Annotated in this window: 19 protein-coding genes and 1 pseudogene; 11 read left to right on the top strand and 9 right to left on the bottom strand. The window is 68.7% G+C overall.

Translation table 11 applies throughout. The annotated features are described in order from the left end of the window. Positions 1–111: 111 nt before the first annotated feature. Both LGM71_RS22355 and gluQRS read left to right on the top strand, forming a co-directional pair. On the top strand, positions 112–966 hold the full coding sequence (locus LGM71_RS22355; protein ID WP_226116436.1) for a sulfurtransferase: 855 nt from the start codon (positions 112–114) through the stop codon (positions 964–966). A gap of 22 nt (positions 967–988) precedes the next feature. Further along, positions 989–1,882 (top strand): tRNA glutamyl-Q(34) synthetase GluQRS, encoded by an 894-nt coding sequence (gene gluQRS / locus LGM71_RS22350; protein ID WP_124626803.1) that lies wholly within the window; start codon positions 989–991, stop codon positions 1,880–1,882. A gap of 246 nt (positions 1,883–2,128) precedes the next feature. Here gluQRS and LGM71_RS22345 read toward each other — a convergent pair whose 3' ends face one another. The 4 genes from LGM71_RS22345 to purT all read right to left on the bottom strand — a co-directional run bounded on the left by LGM71_RS22345 (position 2,129) and on the right by purT (position 6,013). Further along, complete coding sequence (locus LGM71_RS22345; protein ID WP_059600454.1) at positions 2,129–3,688, bottom strand: DEAD/DEAH box helicase; 1,560 nt, start codon at positions 3,686–3,688, stop codon at positions 2,129–2,131. Between the two features lie 431 nt (positions 3,689–4,119). Next, positions 4,120–4,503 carry an MliC family protein gene (locus LGM71_RS22340; RefSeq protein ID WP_124903341.1) on the bottom strand — a complete coding sequence of 128 codons (384 nt, stop codon included), beginning with the start codon at positions 4,501–4,503 and terminating at the stop codon, positions 4,120–4,122. Between the two features lie 82 nt (positions 4,504–4,585). After that, positions 4,586–4,780, bottom strand: coding sequence for a DUF6726 family protein (locus LGM71_RS22335; protein ID WP_059600377.1), 195 nt, complete (start codon positions 4,778–4,780; stop codon positions 4,586–4,588). Positions 4,781–4,798: 18 nt separating this feature from the next. Then, complete coding sequence (gene purT / locus LGM71_RS22330) at positions 4,799–6,013, bottom strand: formate-dependent phosphoribosylglycinamide formyltransferase (RefSeq protein WP_059600376.1); 1,215 nt, start codon at positions 6,011–6,013, stop codon at positions 4,799–4,801. A gap of 216 nt (positions 6,014–6,229) precedes the next feature. Between purT and LGM71_RS22325 the strand changes: the two genes are divergently transcribed. Beyond that, entirely contained in the window at positions 6,230–6,775 is a 546-nt protein-coding gene (locus LGM71_RS22325) for an META domain-containing protein (protein ID WP_059600375.1), read from the top strand. Between the two features lie 180 nt (positions 6,776–6,955). Next, complete coding sequence (locus LGM71_RS22320; RefSeq protein WP_226116434.1) at positions 6,956–11,833, top strand: DNA translocase FtsK; 4,878 nt, start codon at positions 6,956–6,958, stop codon at positions 11,831–11,833. A 100-nt stretch (positions 11,834–11,933) separates the two neighbouring features. On the opposite strand, the gene LGM71_RS22315 is transcribed toward LGM71_RS22320, so the two are convergent. After that, positions 11,934–13,181 (bottom strand): lactonase family protein, encoded by a 1,248-nt coding sequence (locus tag LGM71_RS22315; protein WP_226116432.1) that lies wholly within the window; start codon positions 13,179–13,181, stop codon positions 11,934–11,936. Between the two features lie 165 nt (positions 13,182–13,346). On the opposite strand from LGM71_RS22315, the pseudogene LGM71_RS22310 reads away from it, so the two are divergent. Next, positions 13,347–15,176: pseudogene (locus LGM71_RS22310) on the top strand (glycoside hydrolase family 15 protein). A 211-nt stretch (positions 15,177–15,387) separates the two neighbouring features. Next, a complete protein-coding gene (locus tag LGM71_RS22305; RefSeq protein ID WP_059600371.1) occupies positions 15,388–16,875 on the top strand; it encodes a polyhydroxyalkanoate depolymerase in 1,488 nt (495 codons plus the stop codon). A 97-nt stretch (positions 16,876–16,972) separates the two neighbouring features. Here LGM71_RS22305 and LGM71_RS22300 read toward each other — a convergent pair whose 3' ends face one another. Further along, on the bottom strand, positions 16,973–17,605 hold the full coding sequence (locus tag LGM71_RS22300; RefSeq protein ID WP_226116430.1) for a TetR family transcriptional regulator: 633 nt from the start codon (positions 17,603–17,605) through the stop codon (positions 16,973–16,975). A 156-nt stretch (positions 17,606–17,761) separates the two neighbouring features. Between LGM71_RS22300 and rsxB the strand changes: the two genes are divergently transcribed. Further along, complete coding sequence (gene rsxB / locus LGM71_RS22295) at positions 17,762–18,757, top strand: electron transport complex subunit RsxB (RefSeq protein ID WP_226116429.1); 996 nt, start codon at positions 17,762–17,764, stop codon at positions 18,755–18,757. Next, on the top strand, positions 18,754–19,398 hold the full coding sequence (gene nth / locus LGM71_RS22290; protein ID WP_124626789.1) for an endonuclease III: 645 nt from the start codon (positions 18,754–18,756) through the stop codon (positions 19,396–19,398). Before rsxB ends, nth begins: the two co-directional genes overlap by 4 nt. A gap of 108 nt (positions 19,399–19,506) precedes the next feature. On the opposite strand, the gene LGM71_RS22285 is transcribed toward nth, so the two are convergent. After that, positions 19,507–20,436: a DMT family transporter gene (locus tag LGM71_RS22285; protein ID WP_226116427.1), complete on the bottom strand. Its 930-nt coding sequence runs from the start codon at positions 20,434–20,436 to the stop codon at positions 19,507–19,509. A 134-nt stretch (positions 20,437–20,570) separates the two neighbouring features. Here LGM71_RS22285 and LGM71_RS22280 point away from each other — a divergent pair, with 134 nt between their 5' ends. Beyond that, positions 20,571–21,125, top strand: coding sequence for a DUF1841 family protein (locus tag LGM71_RS22280; protein WP_413226898.1), 555 nt, complete (start codon positions 20,571–20,573; stop codon positions 21,123–21,125). Positions 21,126–21,197: 72 nt separating this feature from the next. Here the strand turns inward: LGM71_RS22280 and LGM71_RS22275 are convergent, their stop codons facing one another. Together LGM71_RS22275 and LGM71_RS22270 are read right to left on the bottom strand one after the other, a co-directional pair. Then, entirely contained in the window at positions 21,198–21,557 is a 360-nt protein-coding gene (locus LGM71_RS22275) for a c-type cytochrome (protein ID WP_011885615.1), read from the bottom strand. Positions 21,558–21,597: 40 nt separating this feature from the next. Then, positions 21,598–21,957 (bottom strand): c-type cytochrome, encoded by a 360-nt coding sequence (locus tag LGM71_RS22270; protein WP_011885616.1) that lies wholly within the window; start codon positions 21,955–21,957, stop codon positions 21,598–21,600. Positions 21,958–22,203: 246 nt separating this feature from the next. On the opposite strand from LGM71_RS22270, the gene LGM71_RS22265 reads away from it, so the two are divergent. Then, complete coding sequence (locus LGM71_RS22265; RefSeq protein WP_226116425.1) at positions 22,204–23,046, top strand: AAA family ATPase; 843 nt, start codon at positions 22,204–22,206, stop codon at positions 23,044–23,046. Positions 23,047–23,067: 21 nt separating this feature from the next. Further along, positions 23,068–24,243, top strand: a complete 1,176-nt coding sequence (locus LGM71_RS22260; RefSeq protein ID WP_124626783.1) for a vWA domain-containing protein — start codon at positions 23,068–23,070, stop codon at positions 24,241–24,243. Positions 24,244–24,281: the final 38 nt, after the last annotated feature.

Here is a 24,281-nt window from a genome sequence, read left to right as displayed (position 1 = left end):
AGTTTGCGGGATAATACGGGTTTTCGAATCATCGCCCCGGCTTCGCACCCTTTTTTGCGGGGCCGCCGTGCGCCCGCCGCACGGCCGCGGCCGTTTTCCCGTCGGACCATCATGACCATCGTCAACCTTGCCGCCTACCACTTCGTGTCACTCGACGCGACCGAGCAATGGCGCCCGCTCGTCACCGCCCGCTGCAACGAACTCGGCCTGCGCGGTACGATCCTGCTCGCGCCGGAAGGCATCAACCTGTTCATCGCCGGCCCGCGCGAAGCGACCGACGCGTTCATCGACTACATCCGCCACGATCCGCTGTTCGAAGGCAAGTTTGCGACGCTGCAGTTCAAGGAGAGCCTGTCCGACTCGCAGCCGTTCCGCCGGATGCTCGTACGCCTGAAGCGCGAGATCATCACGATGAAGAAGCCCGCGATCAAGCCGGAGCTCGGCCGCGCGCCGTCGGTCGACGCGCGCACGCTGAAGGCGTGGCTCGACCGCGGCCACGACGATGCCGGCCGCCCGGTCGTGATGCTCGACACGCGCAACGCGTTCGAAGTCGACGTCGGCACGTTCGACGACGCGCTCGACTACCGGATCGACAAGTTCAGCGAGTTCCCGCAAGTGATCGACGCGAACCGCGCCGATCTCGAGGGCAAGACGGTCGTGTCGTTCTGCACGGGCGGCATCCGCTGCGAGAAGGCAGCGATCCACATGAAGGAAATCGGCATCGAGAACGTGTACCAGCTCGAGGGCGGGATCCTGAAGTATTTCGAGGAAGTCGGCGGCGCGCACTATCACGGCGACTGCTTCGTGTTCGACTACCGCACTGCGCTGAACCCGCAACTGCAGCCGACCGAAAACGTCACGTGCTTCGCGTGCCGCGCGGTCGTTACGCCGGAAGCCCAGCAATCGCCGAGCTACGTGGCTGGCCAGTCGTGCCCGGCCTGCGCGCAGGCAGCCAGCGCCGCGTAAGCGCGCGTCGCTCCGCGCCCCGATGAACGGCTACCGCGGCCGCTTCGCGCCGTCGCCCACCGGCCCGCTGCATTTCGGCTCGCTGGTCGGTGCGCTCGCGAGCTGGCTCGACGCGCGCGCGCACGGCGGCGCGTGGCTCGTGCGCATCGAGGACATCGACGGCCCGCGCACGGTGCCCGGCGCTGCGGACGACATCCTCGCAACGCTCGCGCATTTCGGCATGACCCCCGACGAGCCGCCCGTGTGGCAAAGCACGCGCGATGCCGATTATGCAGCCGCGCTCGAACGGCTCGTCGCCGCGGGTCTCGTCTATCCGTGCGGCTGCACACGCAAGGAAATCGCCGATTCGCTGCGTGCCGCGCACGAGCGCCACACGACCCTCGCGTATCCAGGCACCTGCCGCACCGGCCTGCACGGCAAGCCCGCGCGTGCATGGCGGCTGCGCGTGCCGGACGGCGACGATGCGATCGTCACGTTCGACGACCGCTGGCAGCGCACGCAAGCGCAGAACCTCGCGACCGAAGTCGGCGATTTCGTGCTGAAGCGCGCGGACGGCCAATGGGCGTATCAGCTCGCGGTCGTGGTCGACGATGCCGACGCGGGCATCACCCACGTCGTGCGCGGCGCCGACCTGCTCGATTCGACCGCGCGCCAGATCTACCTGCAGCGCTGTCTCGGCGTGCCGACGCCCGCCTACCTGCACGTCCCCGTCGTCGTCGATGCGAACGGCGAAAAGCTCAGCAAGCAGACCGGCGCGATCGCGCTCGAGCGCGACGATCCGCTGCCGGCGCTGCGGGCCGCCGCCGCGCATCTCGGCCTTGCCGCCGATGGCGATCCGTCGGGCGGCACGATGGATGCGTTCTACGCGGCCGCGACCGATGCGTGGGCGCGTCGCTTCGGGCCACGCGCCGGCTGAGTCGCTCGCAGGATCCCGGTTCGTATCGACCAGGTCCCGGAGTTCGTCGGCGCTGAATCGACCGGAGACCAGACGCGCGCCGACGACCCTGCACCGAAGCCCCGCTGCCCGCGCGACAAGTCATCCCTCCTCTCGACGGCCTCGTCACGAATCGTCTCGCCCAATGAAAAACGGGCACATGCTCATCGCATGCACCCGTTTCCGCGGCAGCGCTCGCGCGCCGCACCGACCGCCTGAACCGCCCGCTTACGCAGACGGCTTGCGCGGCATTCCGAAGCCGCCGAGCAGCGCGGCGACCTGACGCTTCGGCCCCTTCTTCTCGGGCTGCTGCCCGGACTTCGTCTCTTCCGGCTGTGTCGCCGGCGCCGACGGTTCGTACGGCTTCAGGAAGAAATCGTCGATCGGCGCCTCGTGACGACGATGATGGCCGCCACGCTCGGAACCGCCCGAACGACGCCCCGACGCACCGCGATGCTCGTCGCGCTCGCGGCGGCCGCCGCGTTCGCCGCCGCGTTCGCCACTGCGCTCCCCCCCGCGATCGCCGCCACGCTCGTCGTGACGATGGCGCGCCGGCTTGTCGATCGCGAGCGTCTGCACGTCGAGCGGACGCTTGATCAGCTTCTCGATATCGGCGAGCTGCTTGCGCTCGTTCGGGCTGCACAGCGACAGCGCATCGCCCGTCGCGCCCGCGCGGCCGGTGCGGCCGATCCGGTGCACGTAGTCTTCCGCGTTGAACGGCAGGTCGAAGTTGATCACGGCCGGCAGTTCGGCGATGTCGAGACCGCGCGCGGCCACGTCGGTCGCGACCAGCGCCTCGATTTCGCCGCGCTTGAACGCGTCGAGGGCCTGCATCCGCTCGATCTGTGTCTTGTCGCCGTGGATCGCCGACGCAACCACGCCGTCGCGCTCGAGGTTGCGGGCCAACCGGCTTGCGCCAATCTTGCTGTTGCAGAACACGATCACCTGCTTGAGCCCGCGATCGCGCAGCAGCTGCACGACGGCGGCCTGCTTGTCGCCTTCGGCGACGTCGTAGACGATCTGCGTGACGTTCGCGTTGGTCGAGTTGCTGCGCGCGACCTCGATCGTCTGCGGGTTGCGCAGGTAGGTCGACGCGAGCTTCTTGATTTCCGGCGAGAAAGTGGCCGAAAACAGCAGCGTCTGACGCTCCTTCGGCAGCAGGTTCAGGATGCGCTGCAGATCCGGCAGGAAGCCCATGTCGAGCATCCGGTCGGCCTCGTCGAGCACGAGCATCTGCACCTGCCCGAGGTTCGCCGTCTTCTGCTGCACGTGGTCGAGCAGGCGGCCGGGCGTCGCGATCAGGATCTCGACGCCGCGGCGCAGCTCGGCCATCTGCGGGTTCATGTCGACGCCGCCGAACACGACCGCGCTGCGCAGCGGCGTGTGCTTCCCGTACGCATGCACGTTCGCGGCGACCTGGTCGGCGAGCTCGCGGGTCGGCGTGAGAATCAGCGCGCGCACCGGGTGGCGCGCGGGCGATGCGCTCGTGTTGGCCTGCGGCAGCAGCCGCTGGAGGATCGGCAGCGAGAAACTCGCGGTCTTGCCGGTACCCGTTTGCGCGGCGCCCATGACGTCGCGGCCGGCGAGCACGACCGGAATGGCCTGCGCCTGGATCGGCGTCGGCGTCGTATAACCCTGCTCCGCAATGGCTTTCAGGATATCGGCGGCAAGGCCGAATTGATCGAAGGTTGCGTCGGCTGGCTTAGCGACAGAATCGGACATGGTGGCGTTTCGCTCAAAAGGCGCGGCGGGGACATCGTGCGTCAGGCCGGCCGGGCCTGCGCTCATCACATTTCGGAAGTAGACGGAGCCGCGGCGCGCCGCGCGGCGCCGCTCTGGCGCTTGGGACCGGTTCATTTCGAACATCGGGCGCCACAGGCCGTGCGGACTCCGTTCGGCGCGAATGCCGGCGGAAAGGGCCGTATTGTAGCACTGCGCGGCAATCTGTCCGTGACAACGCCGCGAACGTCCACGGTGGCGGTTCGCGGCGAGTTCCGGCAGGCCGGGCGCGGGCGGATGCATCAAGCGACCGGGCTATCCCGATCGGCCGATGGGAAAAATAGGGGTCGAATTGCGGGCGTGTGGTTCGGGAAGTCGGCAAGCGGTCGGCGAACCCGAGCGCCGCCTGCCCCGCGGTCCGGCTCGCGGTCGAACCCGGCTGCCCGCATCGATCGCGGCAATCGGCACGCCCGCACGGCGTATTCGATCGCGTGCGGCGCTCAGCCCTTCTTCTTTTTCTTCTTCTCGACCTGCACGCAGTCGCCCAGCAGCGGTGCCGCATTCTGGTCTGCGATCTCGTCGCGCAGCGTCCCTTCCTTGCCCTTCGTCCACCACGTATAGCGTCCGGCCTGGTAGCGCACGCCAGACGCCGAAACGGTATCGACGAACAGCAGCTGCTGCCCGTTGACCGGCACCAGCGCGAAGCTCTGGCCGTTGCCCGCGCGCCAGTACGACACCCGCACCGGCTGCTTCTGGTTCGCGCACTGATAGAACGCCTGCTGGCGCGAATCGGCGTCGATCTCCTCGACGGTCAGTTGCGCGGCATGCGCGACGGAAACGGCGGTGCCGGCGAGCGCGAGCGCGGCGAAGGCTTGGCGAATCATGCAGGTCCTCTCACGAGACGGGTGTAAGCGCGCCCTCACGGGGCGCGCGGTTATCGTTGGTTATGGGTTGAGCGTTCGTCGCTCAGGGATCGATGACGTCGGCGCACGCGTCGGTCGGCGCGGCCGCGACATGGCCGACGACTGGCACGATCTTCAGCCCGGCCGATACGACCCGGCACGGCGCGGCCGCGAGGCCGCACCCCGCGAGGCTCGCGACCAGCGCCAGCGCGACGCCCACCTTGCCGATACGTCCGATCCCCCGCCATGTCGACGCCATCGCGCGCTCCTCGTCTGGTCAGCGCGCCGACACGGGCCGCACGGCCGCCGCGGCGCGCTTCGCGCGTTCACGGGCTTCGTCGACGGTCGCGCCGGTCGCGAGGGCGACGCCCATGCGCCGCTTCGCGAAGCTCTCCGGTTTGCCGAACAGGCGCAGGTCGGCGCCCGGCACGGCCAGCGCGTCGCGCACGCCCTCGAACGCGATGCCGCGTTCGTCGAGCCCGCCGTAGATCACCGCCGACGCGGCCGGCGAGCCGAGCGTCGGATCGACCGGCAGCCCGAGAATCGCGCGCGCGTGCAGTTCGAATTCCGACTGGCGCTGCGACGCGAGCGTCACGAGGCCGGTGTCATGCGGCCGCGGGCTCACCTCGGAGAACCAGACTTGGTCGCCGCGCACGAACAGCTCGACGCCGAACAGCCCTCGCCCGCCGAGCGCCTCGGTCACCTTGTGCGCGATCTCGCGCGACTTTTCCAGTGCGACGGCGCTCATCGGCTGCGGCTGCCACGATTCGACGTAATCGCCCGCCACCTGCACGTGCCCGACCGGCTCGCAAAAGTAGGTGCGCGTCTCGAGCGTCGCCGGATCGATCGCGCGCACGGTCAGCTGCGTGATCTCGTATTCGAAATCGATGAAGCCCTCGACGATCACGCGGCCGTGGTTCACGCGGCCGCCCGCCATCGCGTAATCCCAGGCCGGTTTCACGTCGGCCTCGGTCCGCACGACCGACTGCCCCTTGCCCGACGACGACATCACCGGCTTCACGACGCACGGCATGCCGATCTTCGCGACGGCCGCGCTGAACGCGTCGAACGACTCGGCGAACGCATACGGCGAAGTCGCCAGCCCAAGCTCCTCGGCCGCGAGGCGGCGGATGCCTTCGCGGTTCATCGTGAGCTGCGTCGCGCGCGCGGTCGGGATCACCTCGGCCAGGCCGGCCGCCTCGATCGCCGCGAGCGCATCGGTCGCGATCGCCTCGATCTCCGGCACGATCAGGTGCGGGCGCTCGGCCTCGACGACCGCGCGCAGCGCGGCGGCGTCGGTCATGTCGATCACGTGCGCGCGATGCGCGACCTGGTGGCCAGGCGCGTCCGGATAACGGTCGACCGCGACGACTTCGACGCCGAGACGCTGCAACGCGATGATGACTTCCTTGCCGAGTTCGCCCGCGCCGAGCAGCATGACGCGCGTGGCCGAGGGTGAAAGCGGCGTACCGAGCCGCTGACCGATCTGCATGTGATTTCCCGCTGGTTCTGTTGGAGGACGAAAACGGCTTCGATGTTAACACGCGCACCCGCGCCGGTCCGGCCGGTTTCGTCGTTTCGCGGCCCCGCCGCGCGAGGCCCGCGGGCGGGATGCGAACGTTTTCGCGCGCGAAGTGTCGGCTCGCCTCGCGCGGGGCGGGTGCGTTACTCTTACGGCTTGATCAGAATCCGATGAGGAACGAGGCTCATGTCCCACCTGTCCGCCGCCGCACGCGCACGCACCGGCCTGCTTCGCCCGTTGCGCGCGCCGCTCTGCGCGTTGACGCTTGCCACGCTTCTCGCCGCCTGCGCGATGCCGACCCACCCCGATTCCGCCGCCCCCGCACCCGACCCGTACAACCCCGCCGCCGTCCAGCTGCTCGACGACACGAGCTGGGAGCTCACGAGCTGGGTGAACGCCGACGGCACGCCGCGCACGATTCCGCACGGCGACAACGGCGAGCCGATCAAGCTCGCGCTGTCCACCGAATCGGGCGTCCGGCGCGCCAGCGGATTTTCCGGCTGCAACCGCTACATGGGCACCTATGCGCTGAAGAACGGTCTGCTCAGCTTCGGGCCGCTGGCCGGCACGCGCATGGCATGCACGAACACACTCGGCGGCCAGCTCGAACACGCGTACCTCGATGCGCTCGCGCACATCGAGAAGACCGGCGTGCAGATGCGCGAGCCGCAGCAGCTGCAGATCGTGACCGAAGCCGGCGCAACGCTGACCTTCACGCGCCGGAGCCCCTGATGCCGCGCGCGGGCGAAGGCCGACCGGCCGCCTTCGCCGCGCGCGAATCCCGGACGCACGCGTCCCGCGGCCTGGAAGCGCTTCGACGCCTTCATGCTGCCTTAGAGTCCTGTTCGCCGGCCGGTTAAACTCGGCGGGTCGCGCACCGCGCTCCCCACCCTCTTCCTGTTTCATCAAAGCATGCACACGGTTGTCTTCGGCTGGTTCGGCATCTCCGCCGTCTGGTTCCTCCTTCTCATCTGGCGTCTCGTTCAGGCGATGCTGCCCGGCGGCGGCGGACTCGCCGGCCGCGGCTCGATTCGCCTGTGGCTCGGCTTCGCGGCCGTGTTCATCGCGAGCTGCGCGCTGACGAGCCCGCTGTCGGGCCCCGACACGAACGCGCTCGGCCACGCGTTCTCGAACGGCTTCGCGCATGTGCTCGGCCCGATCGGCACGCCGGTCGCGATGGTCGTGCTGTTCTTCGCGGGCCTGCCGTGGCTGACCGGCATCGGCTGGCGGCAGTTCGCCGCGTGGGTCGACACGTCGTTCGGCGTCAAGCTCGCGCGCGACGTCGACGACGACGTGCGCGGCGTCGCCGACCTGCCGCGCAGCGCGCTGCATCGCGACGACGACATCGTGCAGCCGACCACCGCACACACCGTCAACTCGATGGCGCCGCGCCAGAATGGCCGCTATTCGCGCCCAACGTTGTGGAAACCCGATCCGCAAGCCCGGCCGAAGCCGCGCGGCAACGCAGCGCCGCGTCCGCTCACCGAGCCGGTCGCGCCGTCGGGCTGGCTGAAGCCGACATCGGCCCATCGCGTGCCCCCGCCGCCCGCACCGGGCACGACGAACGCCATGCCGCCGCCGACGACCGGCAGCACCGCCAGCCTCGCGCGGGCCGCCGCGAACGCACAGGTGCCGCGCCCGAATCCGGCCCCGCTTCCGGCCGGGTTCGAGCCCGTTCGGCCGCAACCGACCACCGCGCGACCAGCCGCGGCCGCATCGAAGCAGCCGGCCGCGCCGCGCACCGTGGTCACGCCGCGCCCGGCCGCCGCGACGCCACCGCGCACGCCCGCACGCCCAGTGGCGGGCGCAGGCGCCGCCGGCCCGTCGCCCGACGCGACACGGCGCCGCCCCGCGGCACCGGTCCCCGCGCGCGCACCGCTCTACGCATGGGTGCAGCAGCCCGCGGAGCCGATCACGCCGGCGCCGAGCGTTCACGACACGCTGCGCTCGATCGAGGCCAGCACTGCGCAATGGGCGACGCTGGACGATGTGCGTACACCCGATGCGGCACCGGCGACGGCCGCCGCGACGACCTTGGCCGGCGCGGTTGCGGCGGCAGGGAGCGTCACGGCGTCGGCATCGACGGTCGTACCCGCCGGGATCGTTGCGGGCGCGCATCAGGCCGCGCCCCGCGACGCAGGCCTTTCGCGCGAAGCCGCGCCGGCATACGACGACGCACCGATCGTGCTGGATGCGTTCATGCCGGCCGAGCCGAGCGTGCGCATGCCCGCTGTCGATGTTGGTACGAGCATTCCGGCCTTCGGTGAAACTGCGCGGCATGCCGCACCGGATCCCGGCGTCGAGACCGATGCACCGACGCGTCAGGCGGACGCCGATGCGCCCGCCGCGCCGGCACTCGATTCCCCGATCGACTTTGCACCGTGGGAAGACATCGTCAGCGCGCAGGTTTCCAGACTCGGCGCATCGCATGAAAACCTGATTGCCGCGCAGCTGTCCGGCACGGACGAGTCGGCGGCGACGAGTGAATCTGTCAATACGCATCCGGCCGCCGCTACGTCCACGGCAAGCGACATGGGCCGCACCGCAGATGCGAACGATGCGGCAACGGCCGCAGGGAGGGTCGGTCAGATCCAGTCGCAATCCACGCCGCCGGCCGATACCGCCGTATCGGTCGATACGAAACAGGACACGCAAGCAGCTCGGGACGTCGTGAAATCTGCCCAGCAGGTCGCGCCGACCGCTCCCCTCCCCGCTTCGTCGATCGCGGCAACGCCCACGTGGTCGCTTGCCGATGCAATGCCCGTCGCGGCAGCGGCGCCGGCAGCCTCGGACACGTCGAACGCCGCATCCGCAGGCGGCGTGACGGGAACGGCCTGGCATGCAGCAGCAAAGCACGCTGGAGAAACCGCACCATCGCCTGCCGGCACGCAACACGCCATGCCACCCGCACCGGCGGCGTCGACATCCGCGATCGCGGAACCTGCGTCCGCATCGTGGTCGAAGCCGTTGTCCGCTGAATCCCCCGCTCCTGCGCAGACGATTTCGTCAACTGCCGCGTCGTCGCGCGCCGGCACCGCGCCGGGCTCTGCTGCACCGGCACTCGCGAACACGTCGAACAGCACACCTGCCGCCGCTACGCCTTCGTTGTCCGGCATGACGAGCACGGCCTCCTGGTCGCCGTCGCAACCGCCCGCATCGGCAGCGCCCGTTGCATCGGCTGAGCCGTCCGCGCCGGCGGGCGCCACGGGGATCGCATACGGTTCCAGCGGTCACGTGCCGGCTGCGGCATCATCGGCGCTCGGTACCACGGGCGCGGCATCGGCCACGGTCACGCCGGCACCCGCACCGACGACACCCGCCCACACGCCTTCGACCGGTGCCGCCGCCCTTCCCACCGCGCAGCCGCTCGCACCCGCGGCGACGTCTGCTCCGACGACTGCGACCGGAGCCCACGGTGTGACCGTGACACAACCTTCCGCGGCCGTTCCAGGCATGGCGGCGGCGTCTGCCCTGACGCCCGCGATGAATGCTTCCGGTCCGGCCACGTCGCAGCCGTCCGCGACCGCGCCGATCGTGGCAGCCGCGACGGCACCCGCATCGACCGGCATGTCCTTCAGCGCAACCGGATTGCAGCCGGCGCAAAGCACGCAGGTGTCGCCTGCGATCGCGTCTACCGCCCCGTCCGGCAACGCATCAACCGCAACGTCGATCGCATCGGCAACGCCTTCGGCAGCACCGACGAGCCGCACGCCTGACGCTTGGTCGACCGGTACGCAGGCCGTGCCGGCCGGAGCAGCGCACGCAGCACCCGGCATCGCGCCTGCCGCGTCGGTCGTCCCGGCGCCGTCTTCCGGCGCGCTCGCCCAAACGAGCACGATCGGTGCCGCTGCGCCCGCCGCGTTTGGCGGCGTGCCTGCGGCGTCGGGTAGCGCGCCGGCCTCCTTCGCCACGACCACCGCCGCGACGGCATCGGCCGCGTCCCCGACTTCCGCGACGGCGCCTGTGTCGGCAATGCCAACCTTCTCCGCACCGGGCGAATCCATCGACACGGCGACACCGGCGCACGCCATCGCGTCCGTACCGGCGCCGCAGGCCCAGTCGTTCACCACCCCGCTGGCTCCCGCGGCTGCATCGGCGAGCTGGTCCATGCCCGGCACCGGCGCGACGCCTGCGGCAACCGGCACCGCCATCCCGGCCGTCACGACCGCACCGCCTCCGGACGCAACGCTTTCCGGGACCACCATGCCGCCGGCTCCGGCGGAATCGAGCGTCCCGGCCCCGGACGCATCGGCCGCACCCGCGCGCCAGCCGCGCCCGAACGCGTTCGAATTCCACGCACCCGCATCGTTCAACGTCGAACTGCCGACGCTCGACCTGCTTGAGCCTGCCTCCGACGACGTCGAAACGATCACCGAGGAACACCTCGCGCAGACCGCCCAGGTCATCGAGCAACGCCTGCAGGAGTTCAAGGTGCCGGTGACCGTGGTCGGCGCATCGGCGGGCCCGGTGATCACGCGCTTCGAGATCGAACCCGCACTCGGCGTGCGCGGCAGCCAGATCGTCGGCCTGATGAAGGATCTGTCGCGCGGCCTCGGCCTCACGTCGATCCGCGTCGTCGAGACGATTCCCGGCAAGACCTGCATGGGCCTTGAGCTGCCGAACGCGAAACGCCAGATGATCCGCCTGTCGGAAATCCTCGAATCGCGCCAGTACCAGCATTCGGCATCGCAGTTGACGATCGCGATGGGCAAGGACATCACCGGCCACCCGGTCGTCACCGATCTCGCGAAGGCGCCGCACATGCTGGTCGCCGGCACGACGGGTTCGGGCAAGTCGGTCGCGATCAACGCGATGATCCTGTCGCTGCTGTACAAGGCGACGCCCGAGGACGTGCGGCTCATCATGATCGACCCGAAGATGCTCGAGCTGTCGGTCTACGAAGGCATCCCGCACCTGCTGGCGCCGGTCGTCACCGACATGAAGCTCGCGGCGAACGCGCTGAACTGGTGCGTCGGTGAAATGGAGAAGCGCTACCGCCTGATGTCGGCCGTCGGCGTGCGCAACCTCGCGGGCTTCAACCAGAAGATCCGCGACGCGGAGGCGAAGGAAAAGAAGATCGGCAACCCGTTCTCGCTGACGCCCGAGGATCCCGAGCCGCTGTCGAAGCTGCCGCTGATCGTCGTCGTGATCGACGAGCTGGCCGACCTGATGATGGTCGCCGGCAAGAAGATCGAGGAGTTGATCGCCCGCCTCGCGCAGAAGGCGCGCGCGGCCGGCATCCACCTGATCCTCGCGACCCAGCGCCCGTCCGTCGACGTGATCACCGGCCTCATCAAGGCGAACATCCCGACGCGCGTCGCGTTCCAGGTGTCGTCGAAGATCGACTCGCGCACGATCCTCGACCAGATGGGCGCCGAATCGCTGCTCGGCCAGGGCGACATGCTGTTCCTGCCGCCGGGCACGGGCTACCCGCAGCGCGTGCACGGCGCGTTCGTCGCAGACGAGGAAGTGCACCGGGTCGTCGAATACCTGAAGCAGTTCGGCGAGCCGCAGTACGAGGAAGGGATTCTCGACGGCCCGGCGGCCGACGGCGCGACGCAGGACCTGTTCGGCGACGCGCCGGATGCGGAAGCCGATCCGCTGTACGACGAAGCGGTCGCGTTCGTCGTGCGCACGCGGCGCGCGTCGATCTCGTCGGTGCAGCGCCAGTTGCGCATCGGCTACAACCGCGCCGCGCGACTCGTCGAGCAGATGGAAGCGGCCGGACTCGTGTCACCGATGGGCATCAACGGCAGCCGCGAGGTGCTCGTGCCAGCCGCGGCCGACTGAGCACGGCGGCCGCGCGGCCGACGACGACCGATACGGGCACCCCGCGCAAGCGGCCGCCCGAACGAAAAAGGGCGCTGCCGAGGCAGCGCCCTTTCTGCATTTATTGCGCCACCGGCACCAGCCTGAAGTCGACCGGGCTGCCGACCGCCACCTTCTGCGGATTCGGGCCGAGCTGCCCCGTTTCGACGTCGCGACTGAATACGTAGAACGTGTCGCTGTCCTGGTTGCCGACGATCAGCCACTTGCCGGTCGGATCGATCAGGAATTCGCGTGGCGTCTTGCCGAGGCTCGACTGGCGGCCGACGGTCTTCAGCCGGCCGTCGGCCTTGTTCACCGCGTAGATCACGATGTCGTTCACGTCGCCCCGGTTGCTCGCGTACAGGAAGCGGCCGTCCGGCGACAGATGGATCGCACCGCCGCCGACCTTGCCCTTGAAGCCCGGCACCGTCATCGGCAGCGTCTCGACCGGCGTCAGCTTGCCGTCGTGGTAGCCGAACACCTCGACCGCTGCGTTGAGCTCGCTCGTCACGTACGCGAACCGGCCGTCGTCACTGAACACCATGTGACGCGGGCCGGAGCCGGCCTTCACCGGCGTGTAGCGCGTGTCGGTCGGGCTGATCAGCCCGCGGCTGCCGTCCACCGTGTAGCGGTAGCCGTAGATCTTGTCCGCGCCGAGATCCTGCACGAACAGGTAACGGCCGTCGGGCGAGAACACCGTCGAGTGCACGTGCGCGCCGTCCTGGCGCCCCTTCACGGGCCCCGTGCCTTCATGATGCACCGTCAGCACGGCCGGGCCGACCGCACCGCCGTCGCGGACCGGGAACACGGCGAAACTGCCGCCCGGATCGGCCGCGACCGAGTAGTTGGCCGTGACGAGGTACTTGCCGTCCGGCGACAGCGCGAGATAGCAGGGATCGTTCCCTTCCGACGACACGCGGTCGACGAACGTGAGGGCGCCTGTCTTCGGATCGAAGCTGAACGCGCTGATGCCGCCGCGCTGCGTGGCCGGCCCGTTGTCGCCGGGCAGTTCATTGACCGCGTAGACGGTGCGACCGTCGCGGCTAGGCAACAGGTACGACGGGTTCACGGTCTTCGCCGACGACACGCGCGCGACGCTGCCCGTTTTCGTATCGAAGCGGTATACGTAGATCCCGTCGCTGCCGTGCCCCGTATAGGTGCCCACCAGCAGGTTGTAGACGCCGTCGGCCGGCGCCGGCGATTGTTGAGCGAATGCCTGGGTTGCGGACAACGACAGCACGATCGCGAAACCTTTCATCCAGTGAGCGAGCCTAAGCGGGAACCCTCGTGTCGAAGCGCGTGCGTCACGCTCGCGTAAACGGCTGGGCATTGAATCCTCCTTGCATCGAGTCGCTTCAAGTGTTGAGATAGGACGAAACGCCGGCCGTTCATGCGCTCCGCCGCCCGGCCGAGTATACGGGGCGCGACGCCGGCACGTGAAGCCCGGGCGCCGCAGCCTGCATAGTGAACTCGAATACCCAAGGACCGCTTGCCCATGCCCGCCCTGATCGAAGACTACGCCCTCGTCGGCGACGGCCACACCGCCGCGCTGATCTCGAAAGACGGCTCCGTCGACTGGCTGTGCTGGCCCCGCTTCGATTCGGGCGCCTGTTTCGCGGCGCTGGTCGGCACGCCCGAGCACGGCCGCTGGCTGCTCGCGCCGGCCGCCGACGCCGCGATCACGCACACGACGCGCCGCTATCGCGGCGATACGCTGATCCTCGAAACCGACTACGAAAGCGCCGACGGCGCCGTCACCGTGATCGACTTCATGCCGCCCGGCAACGGCTGGTCCGAACTGGTGCGGATCGTCGTCGGCCGCCACGGCACGATGAAGATGCGCATGGAACTGGTGTTGCGCTTCGACTACGGTTTCTCCGTCCCGTGGGTCACGCAGCTGACGCGCGAGGACGGCGTGAAGGCGATCGCCGGCCCCGATACCGTCGTGCTGCGCACGCCCGTGCCGCTCACGGGCAAGAACCTCCATACGCTCGCGGAATTCACGGTGAGCGCCGACGAACGCGTGCCGTTTTCGCTCAGCTACGCGGCGTCGCACCTGCGGTTACCGCCCGCGCGCGATCCGCTGTCGATGCTCGCCCGCACCGAGAACTACTGGCTCGAATGGTCGGGCCGCTGCCAGGTGCAGGGTCGCTACGCGGCCGCCGTACGCCGCTCGCTGATCACGTTGAAGGCGCTCGCGTACGAGCCGACCGGCGGGATCGTCGCGGCGCCCACCACGTCGCTGCCGGAGAAGATCGGCGGCAACCGCAACTGGGACTACCGCTACTGCTGGCTGCGCGACGCGACGATCACGCTGCTCGCGCTGATGCGCGGCGGCTACTACGACGAGGCGCGCGCCTGGCGCACGTGGCTCGGCCGCGTGATGGCCGGCTCGCCCGAGCAAATCCAGATCATGTACGGGATCGCGGGTGAGCGCCGGCTGCCGGAAATCGAGCTCGACTGGCTGCCCGGCTACCAGGACTCGAAACCGGTGCGCGTCGGCAACGGCGCGGCGAACCAGCTCCAGCTCGACGTGTTCGGCGAAGTGATGGCCGCGCTGCACCTCGCGCGCGTGGGCGGCCTGCAGGCCGACGACACGGTGTAGTCCGTCCAGTGTTCGCTGCTCGATCATCTCGAGAAGATCTGGCAGGAGCCCGACGAGGGCATCTGGGAAACGCGCGGCGGCCGCCGCCATTTCACGTTCTCGAAGGTGATGGCGTGGGTCGCGTTCGACCGCGCGATCAAGTCGGCGGAGATGTTCCGGCTGCCCGCGTCGCTCGACCGCTGGCGCGCGCTGCGCGACCGGATCCACGCCGACGTCTGCGACAACGCATGGCACGAAGGCAAACGGGCGTTTACGCAGAGCTATGGCAGCGACGAGCTCGACGCGAGCGTGCTGCTGATGCCGCTGCTCGGCTTCCTGCCGCCGGAGGACCCGCGCATCGTCGGCACGGTCGACGCGATCGAGCGGGAATTGCTGCACGACGGCCTCGTGATGCGCTACCGAACGACGGAGTACGACGACGGCCTGCCGCCCGGCGAAGGCACGTTTCTCGCTTGCAGTTTCTGGCTGGTCGACAACTACGCGCTGCTCGGCCGGATCGACGACGCGCACCGGCTCTTCAGCCGGCTGCTCGCGCTGTCCAACGACCTCGGGCTGCTCGCCGAGGAATACGACCCGGTCGAGGGCCGGCTCGTCGGCAACTTCCCGCAGGCGTTCTCGCACGTTGCGCTGGTGCACACCGCGATGAACCTGATGCACCACGAGGACGCCATGGCGCGCGCGGCCGGCCAGCCCGCGCCGGCCGTGGCGACGGGGCGCTGACCGGGGGCGGAACGGCTTCTTCAGAGATCGTCAATTCGCAACAGTTTGATGAAAAATCGGGGAAATGTTGCATTGCACCACCCATCGTTGTCCGATATGATCGATTCGATTGTCCGGCCGCACTGCAACATGGCCGGTCGCCGACCCACACGGCACGCCGCGACGCCCCACGCCGCCCTTGCGCACCGTCCCCCACGCGGGAGTAGTCTGCATGCTTTACCAACTGCACGAATTCCAGCGGGCGATGTTGAGCCCGCTCACGGCCTGGGCCCAGGCCGCATCCAAATCGTTCGCCAATCCGTCCAGCCCGTTCTCGCTGATGCCCGGCGCGACGCGGATGGCCGCCGCGTACGAGCTCATGTACCGGCTCGGCAAGGATTACGAGAAGCCCGAATTCAACATTCATCAGATCGTCAAGGACGGCCACAACATCCCGATCGTTGAGCAGACGATCGTCGAGAAGCCGTTCTGCCGGCTGCTGCGCTTCAAACGCTATTCGGACGACGCCGATGCCGTCACGCAGTTGAAGGACGAGCCGGTCGTGCTGGTCTGCGCGCCGCTGTCGGGCCACCACTCGACGCTGCTGCGCGACACCGTGCGCACGCTGCTGCAGGATCACAAGGTCTACATCACCGACTGGATCGACGCGCGGATGGTGCCGGTCGAGGTCGGCCCGTTCCACCTGCACGACTACATCGCGTACATCCAGGAATTCATCCGCCACATCGGCGCGCGCAACCTGCACGTGATTTCCGTGTGCCAGCCGACCGTGCCGGTGCTCGCGGCAATCTCGCTGATGGCGAGCCGCGGCGAGGACACGCCGCTCACGATGACGATGATGGGCGGCCCGATCGACGCGCGCCGCAGCCCGACGTCGGTCAATTCGCTCGCGACGCAGCACTCGACCGCGTGGTTCGAGAACAACGTGATCCACACGGTGCCCGCGAACTATCCGGGCGAAGGCCGCCAGGTGTACCCGGGCTTCCTGCAGCACACGGGCTTCGTCGCGATGAATCCGGAACGTCACGCGCAGTCGCACTGGGACTTCTACCAGAGCCTGCTGCGCGGCGACGAGGATGATGCCGAGGCACACCGCCGCTTCTACGACGAGTACAACGCGGTGCTCGACATGGCGGCCGAGTATTACCTCGAGACGATCCGCGTCGTGTTCCAGGAATTCCGGCTCGCGGAAGGCACGTGGGATGTCGAAGGCGAGCGCGTGCGTCCGCAGGACATCAAGCACACCGCACTGATGACGATCGAGGGCGAACTCGACGACATCTCGGGCAGCGGCCAGACGCACGTCGCGCACGAGCTGTGCACGGGCATCCCGCAGGACGATCGCCGCAGCCTGACCGCCGAGAAGTGCGGTCACTACGGGATCTTCTCGGGCCGCCGCTGGCGCACGATCATTTACCCGCAGCTGCGCGATTTCATCCGCGAGCATGCGCCGGAACCGAAGAACGGCGCGACCAAGGTGCCCGCCGAAGCACCGGCAGCGACGACGCTCACCGCCGTGCCGGCCGGCAAGCCGCAACCCGAGGTGACGGTGCGCGCGACCGCCCCGAAGCGCGCGCGCGCGAAGGCGCCGGCCGTGACGGTTGCGCCCGCCAAGACGGCAACCGCGAAGGCCGCACCGGCCGCGAAACGCGCGGGCGGCACACGCGCCAAAACCGTTCGCGCGCGCAAGGCCGCCTGACGCGCCGCGTTCCGACGCAAAAACGCCGCCGTTGCTTGCGCACGGCGGCGTTTTTTTATCCGGCGGCCAACGGTGAGCCGCTCATCGGCGCGCGGGCTCAGCGTCGCAACAGGTACGCGAGCAGCACCTCGGTGTTCATCCTGACCATCTCCGCGCGCTCGTCGGCTTCGCTGAAGTCGCGGTCGAGTGTCGCGGCCAGCGTGAAACGGTTCGACACGATGTAGTAGCCGAGCCCCGACAGCGTCACGTAGAAGCGCAGCGGATCGACGTCGCTGCGGAACAGCCCGGCCTTCTGGCCGCGCATCAGCACGTTGCCGAGCTTCGCGACGATCGGCGACATCATCTCGCGGATTCGCGTCGACTTGTGCAGGTAGCGCGCTTCGTGCAGGTTCTCATTGTTGATGAGCCGCAGCAGCTCCGGATGATCGCGGTAGTAATCCCACACGAAATGCGCGAGCCTTGTCACGGCCTCGACGGGCGCGACGCCGTCGAGATCGAGCACGCGCTCGGCCTCGGTCAGCGCGGAGAACGCGTGTTCGAGCACGGCCGTAAACAACTGCTCCTTGCTGCCGAAATAGTAATAGAGCATGCGCTCGTTGGTTTCGGCCCGGCGCGCGATCTGGTCGACGCGCGCGCCGAACAGCCCTCCACTCGCGAACTCTTCGGCTGCCGCCATCAGGATGCGGCGGCGGGTACCTTCAGGATCTCTTTTGATTTTTGGCTGATTCATGGTGGCGTTTTGCTATGTGAGCCGCGTGATCCGGACCGGCACCCCCACCGCCTCGGCGCCGGCTGCCCTGGAACGAGCGCACCGCGTGCGGCCGCCCTCCTGCTGAGCCCCTGCAAAAAAGCGGTTCGATTATGCGCACAGACCGCGTCCAGCGCAATGCGGGAAATCGGCGATAATCGAGGTTTGGCAAACCTTTCCGGCCGCGCCAGACGCGGCCGAGAGCCATTCGGCGCTGCTGCGCCCGTTGTCACCGTGACCGATTCCAAGACCCTCGCAGATCGCATCGAAGATCTGCTTCCCCAGACGCAATGCACGAAGTGCGGCTATGACGGCTGCCGTCCGTACGCGGAGGCGATCGCCGCCGGCAACGCGAACTACAACCAGTGCCCGCCCGGCGGCGCCGAAGGCATCGCACGCCTCGCGAGCCTGCTCGGCAAGCCCGTGATCCCGCTGAACCCCGTCAACGGCACCGAGCATCCGCGCGCCGTCGCGTTCATCGACGAAAGCCTGTGCATCGGCTGCACGCTGTGCATGCAGGCATGCCCGGTCGACGCGATCGTCGGCGCACCGAAACAGATGCACACGATCGTCGAATCGCTGTGCACCGGCTGCGACCTGTGCGTGCCGCCCTGCCCGGTCGACTGCATCGCGATGGTCCCCGTGACCGACGAGCGCACCGGCTGGGACGCGTGGTCGCAGGAACAGGCGGACGCCGCGCGCGAACGCCACGACCGCCGGCTCGCCCGTCAGCGCCGCGAACGGGAGGCCGCCGAAGCGCGCGCCGCCGCCCGCCGCGCGGCCAGTGCCGGTGCGGCCAAGGCTGCGCCGGCCGCGGCACCGCCTGGCGCACCGGGCGCCGCCCCGGCCGACGATGCCGACGCCAGGAAACGCGCGATCATCGCCGCCGCGCTCGAACGCGCACGCAAGAAGAAGGAAGAACTGTCCGAACGAGGTGCCGGACCGAAGAACACCGAAGGCGTGAGCGCGGCCGTGCAGGCGCAGATCGACGCGGCCGAAGCCCGCCGCAAGCGGCTCGCCGAACAGCAGGCGCAGCGCGACACCGAGGCTGCGGACACCCGTGACGACCACGACGATCCGAACAACGACGACCGGAACGGCCCGACCGCGCCGCCCGACAAGAACCGTCCATGAACGCCTCCAAACGACGCGCGATCTACGAAACGCTGCAGAGCCTCAATCCGCATCCGACGACCGAGCTCGAATACACGACGCCGTTCGAGTTGCTGATCGCGGTGATGCTGTCCGCGCAGGCAACCGACGTGTCGGTCAACAAGGCGATGCGCAAGATGTTCCCGGTCGCGAACACCCCGCGACAAATCGTCGCGCTCGGTGAAGAAGGCGTCGCCGACTACATCAAGACGATCGGCCTCTACCGCACCAAGGCGAAGAACGTGATCGCGGCGTGCAACATCCTGCTCGAGCGCTACGACGGCGAAGTGCCGGCCGATCGCGAAGCGCTCGAGAGCCTGCCGGGCGTCGGCCGCAAGACCGCGAACGTCGTGCTGAACACCGCGTTCGGCCAGCCGACGATCGCGGTCGACACGCATATCTTCCGCGTCGCGAACCGCACGGGGCTCGCGCCGGGCAAGGACGTGCGGGCCGTCGAGGCCGCGCTCGAGAAGTTCACGCCGAAGGAATTCCTGCAGGACGCGCATCACTGGCTGATTCTGCACGGTCGCTACGTGTGCAAGGCCCGCAAGCCCGAATGCTGGCACTGCGCGATCGAGCCGCTGTGCGAATTCCGGCCGAAGACACCACCGCCGAACGAGTGACCGCCGGCCGCGGCTGACGCGCTGCACGCGGCCGCCCGAGCCGTGCGCGGGGCGCGGCACGACCCGCGAGCGCCGTTGCGGCCCCCACGACTTTCCCCGTTTCCCTGCTTATGCGTTGGACGTCGCCGTCGCGTCGTCGGCCGCCGCGCCGCCCGCACGCACGAGCGCCAGCACGGCCGCGAGGATCGCGACGCCGCCAGCCCACTGCAACGGCGACAGCGCCTCGCCGAACAGCAGCGCCGCAAGCGCGACCGTCACGACCGGTTCGAGCGTCGACAGCATCGACGTGCGCGCGGCCCCCAGCCGCTCGAGCCCGGCGAAGAACGCGAGCATCGCTGCGACCGTCGACACCAGCGCGATCGCGAGCATCGACGCCCAGCCGGCGCCCGTCTCCGGCCAGCGCGGCGGCGCGCCGAACGCCGTGGTCCGCACGATCGCGATCACGACGAGCGTCGCGGTCGCCGACAGGCAGATGATCGCGGTGGTCGCGAGCGGATCGACGCCGCGCGTCGCCTTCGTGCCGCCGACGATGTACAGCGAATAGATCACCGCGGCGGCCAGTGCGAGCGCGATGCCGAGCGGCTCGCCGTGGCCGCCGCCGACCATCAGCGCGGAGCCCGCGACACAGAGCACGAGCGCGACCGCCTTCGCGCGCGTGAGGCGCTCGCCGAGCCACCACGCGGCCAACAGCGTGACGAAGGCCGGATACAGGTACAGCAGCAGCGCGACGAGGCTCGCCTGCGCATGCTGGAGCGCGCTGAAATAGCAAAACGACTGCCCGACGTAGCCGAGCGCACCCATCGCCACGAGCGGCGTGAGCGCGCGGCCGCGCGGCCATGCGACGCGGCGGTGCCGGGCGATCGCGGCAAGGACCGCGCCGCCGATCGCGAAGCGCACGATGAGCAGCCCGAGCACGTCGACGCCGGCCGCATACGCATAACGACCGAAGATCGCCATCGCGCCGAATGCGGCAGCGGACAGCGCGACGTAGAGCGCGCCCTGCAGCGCGGCGGACGATGAGCGGACGGTGGCGGACATGACGGAACGGTGTGAGCGCGACGACGGGAATCGTCGGAGTTTAACGGCCCGGTGGCCGGCAGCCTAGCCCGCGCTTACCCGTTGCGCCGCGCCACGGCCCGCGCCGGCCGACTCCAGTTGACGTCGCCCGCGCTATGCCACGGCGGGCGCCCCGCCCGCGCGCCGCCCGCCGCCCGCCGCCAGCGCCGTGCGCCGACCCGGCGTACAATGCGCGACGCGGCATGACGCCGCCCGAATCACGACGCATCCCCACCATGTTCAATCCGAGTCGCGACGAAGTCCGTCGCTTTTTCACCGAGACCTGGCGCAAGCAACGCGCAGGCGAGATCCTGACGCCGCTGGAAGCGATGGCAGCCGACTGGATCGTCGAGCATCCCGAATACCACGACGACCTCGCGGACGCCGACGGCGCCGCCGCGCGCAACTACACGCCCGAGGAAGGCCGCACGAACCCGTTCCTGCACCTGTCGATGCACCTCGCGATCAGCGAGCAGTTGTCGATCGACCAGCCGCCCGGCATCCGCGCCGCGCACGACAAGCTGGCCGCGAAGCTCGATTCGACCCACGAGGCGCAGCACATGATCATGGAATGCCTCGGCGAGACGATCTGGGAAGCGCAGCGCACCGGCACGCCGCCCGATACGGACGCGTACCTGCAGCGCATCCTGCGCCGCGCGTCGCGCGACTGAGCGCCGCGGACAAAAAAATACCCCGCCGCGGCGGGGTACTCCGGCTGCACCGACCGGGAAGGTCCGATGCGCTTACTTCTTGAAGACGAGATCGGTCTCTTTCAGCGACTCGATGTAGGCTGCGATGTCCTTCATGTCGCTGACCGACAGGTTCTGCACCTGCGCCTGCATGATCGCGTTATTGCGACCGAGCAGCGGGTTCGTCAGCCCCATCTGGTACTGGCGCATCGCCCACACGAGGTAGTCGGCGTGCTGGCCGGCGAGGCGCGGATACTCTGCGTTGATCGGCTTGTTCAGCTGCGCGCCGTGGCAGGCCGCGCAATTGTGCGACTCGACCAGCTCCTTGCCCTTCGTGGTGTCCGCCGCATGCGCGGTACCGATCGCGAGGCCGGCCGCCAGTGCAACCGCCGCCGTCTTGAATGCGTTATTCATGAATGCTCCTGTCCCGCCGGTCAGATCGGCGGCGCGCGCTTTACTTGTAGGGATTGTCCTTCGTGTCGGCCTTCTGGGCGGCGTAGTAAGCCGCCAGATCCGCGATGTCCTGGTCCGTCAGCGAACCGGCGATCGCATTCATCGACGGGAAGTGGCGATCCTTCTTGCGGTAGGCCTTCAGCGCGTTCTCGAGGTATTGCTGGTTCTGGCCGCCGAGGACCGGCACCCGGTAGACCTCCGGGTACGCCGCGCGGTAATCCTGGATGCCGTGGCAACCGATGCACATGGCGGCCTTGCTCGCCCCGTCCTTCGGGTTGCCGACCACACCGGCCGCCTGCGCGCTGCCCGCGAGCGCCACGAGCGCTGCGACAACGACGTGTTTGCCGACGAATTTGTTCATAGCTCTTGTAACCTAGCTTGAGGGGAAACTGGCGCCGAAGCGGCAACGGCCCGCGCCGTTTTGCTTATCGGATCGCCACGCAGGCCAAAAAAAACGGCCAGATTGTACCGCGTCGGCGGGGAACGCGTCCATATGGCGCCCCAGTCCGGCCCCGCCGCAACCCCGCAACGATACGCGGCCCCGGGCCAACCGGACAGCCCTTCTGACTTATACTGGGTTTTTTTGCGACCAGGAAAGAGCGCCGCCATGCGTTTCGAAGGATCCTCGCACTACGTCGCCACCGACGACCTGAAGCTCGCGGTCAACGCCGCGCTGACGCTGCAACGCCCGCTGCTGATCAAGGGCGAGCCCGGTACCGGCAAGACCATGCTCGCCGAGGAAGTGGCGGCCGCGCTCGACATGCCGCTGTTGCAGTGGCACATCAAGTCGACGACGAAGGCGCAGCAGGGCCTGTACGAATACGACGCGGTATCGCGGCTGCGCGACTCGCAGCTCGGCGACGAACGCGTGAAGGACATCTCGAACTACATCGTCAAGGGCGTGCTGTGGCAGGCGTTCGACGCCGAGCACCCGAGCGTGCTGCTGATCGACGAGATCGACAAGGCCGACATCGAATTCCCGAACGACCTGCTCCGCGAGCTCGACCGGATGGAATTCCACGTGTACGAGACGCGCGAGACGGTACGCGCGAAGCACCGCCCGCTCGTGATCATCACGTCGAACAACGAGAAGGAACTGCCCGACGCGTTCCTGCGCCGCTGCTTCTTCCACTACATCCAGTTTCCCGATGCGTCGACGATGCAGCAGATCGTCGCGGTCCACTTTCCGAACATCCGCGAAGAATTGCTGCAGGCGGCGCTGCAAAGTTTCTTCGAATTGCGCGGCGTGTCGGGGCTGAAGAAGAAGCCGTCGACGTCCGAACTCCTCGACTGGCTGAAGCTGCTGCTCGCCGAGAACATCCCGGCCGACGCGCTGCGCGGCACCGACGCGAAGCAGATCGTGCCGCCGCTCGCGGGCGCGCTGCTGAAGAACGAGCAGGATCTGAGCCTGCTCGAGCGGCTCGTCTACATGAACCGGCACAACCGGTAACCCACCCGCGAAGGCCCGGCCATGCTGCTCAATTTCTTCTACGCGCTGCGCGCAGCCAAGCTGCCCGTCTCGGTGAAGGAATACCTGACGCTGCTCGAATCGCTGAAGGCTGGCCTGATTTCGCCGTCGATCGACGCGTTCTACTTCCTCGCACGGATGACGCTCGTCAAGGACGAGCAGTACTTCGACAAGTTCGACCAGGCGTTCGGCGCGTATTTCCACGGCGTGTCCGTGCTGCCGTCCGAAGCGTTCGACATCCCGCTCGACTGGCTCGAGAAGCGCCTCGAGCGCGAGCTGTCGCCGGAGGAAAAGGCGCAGATCGAAGCGATGGGCGGGCTCGACAAGCTGATGGAGCGCCTGAAGGAACTGCTCGACGAGCAGAAGGAACGCCACGAAGGCGGCAACAAGTGGATCGGCACCGGCGGCACGTCGCCGTTCGGGCACGGCGGCTACAACCCGGAAGGCGTGCGCATCGGCGGCCCGTCGAACGGCAACCGCACCGCGGTGAAGGTGTGGGAAGCACGCGCATACCGCGACTACGACGATTCGGTCGAGATCGGCACGCGCAACATCAAGGTCGCGCTGCGGCGGCTGCGCCGCTTCGCGCGCGAAGGCGCGGCCGAGGAGCTCGACCTGCCCGGCACGATCCGCAGCACGGCCGCGAACGCGGGCTGGCTCGACCTGCGGATGGTGCCCGAGCGCCACAACAACGTGAAGGTGCTGATGCTGCTCGACGTCGGCGGCTCGATGGACGATCACATCAAGCGCACCGAAGAGCTGTTCTCGGCCGCGAAGGCCGAATTCAAGCACCTGGAGTTCTACTACTTCCACAACTGCGTGTACGACCACCTGTGGAAGAACAACCGCCGTCGTCACTCGGAGCGCACCGCGACGTGGGACGTGCTGCACAAGTTCACGCCCGACTACAAGCTGATCTTCGTCGGAGACGCGACGATGAGCCCGTACGAGGTGCTGCAGCCCGGCGGCTCGGTCGAATACAACAACCCGGAAGCCGGCGCCGTCTGGCTGCGCCGCCTCGCGGACCAGTTCCCCCACCATGCCTGGCTGAACCCCGAGCCCGAGCGGCTATGGGAGTACCGGCAATCGGTCGCGGTGATCCGCGACCTGCTCGGTCAGCGCATGTATCCGCTCACGCTCGCGGGCCTCGAAACCGCGATGCGCGCACTCAGCAAATAACGAACCCGCCCTGCAGACACGAAGGCCGCGTCGGAGCG

This window comes from Burkholderia sp. AU33545 (assembly GCF_020419685.1).
Taxonomy (GTDB): Bacteria; Pseudomonadota; Gammaproteobacteria; order Burkholderiales; family Burkholderiaceae; genus Burkholderia; species Burkholderia diffusa.
Note: the sequence above shows the minus strand (reverse complement) of the source record. Positions and strands in the feature narration are given on the sequence as shown.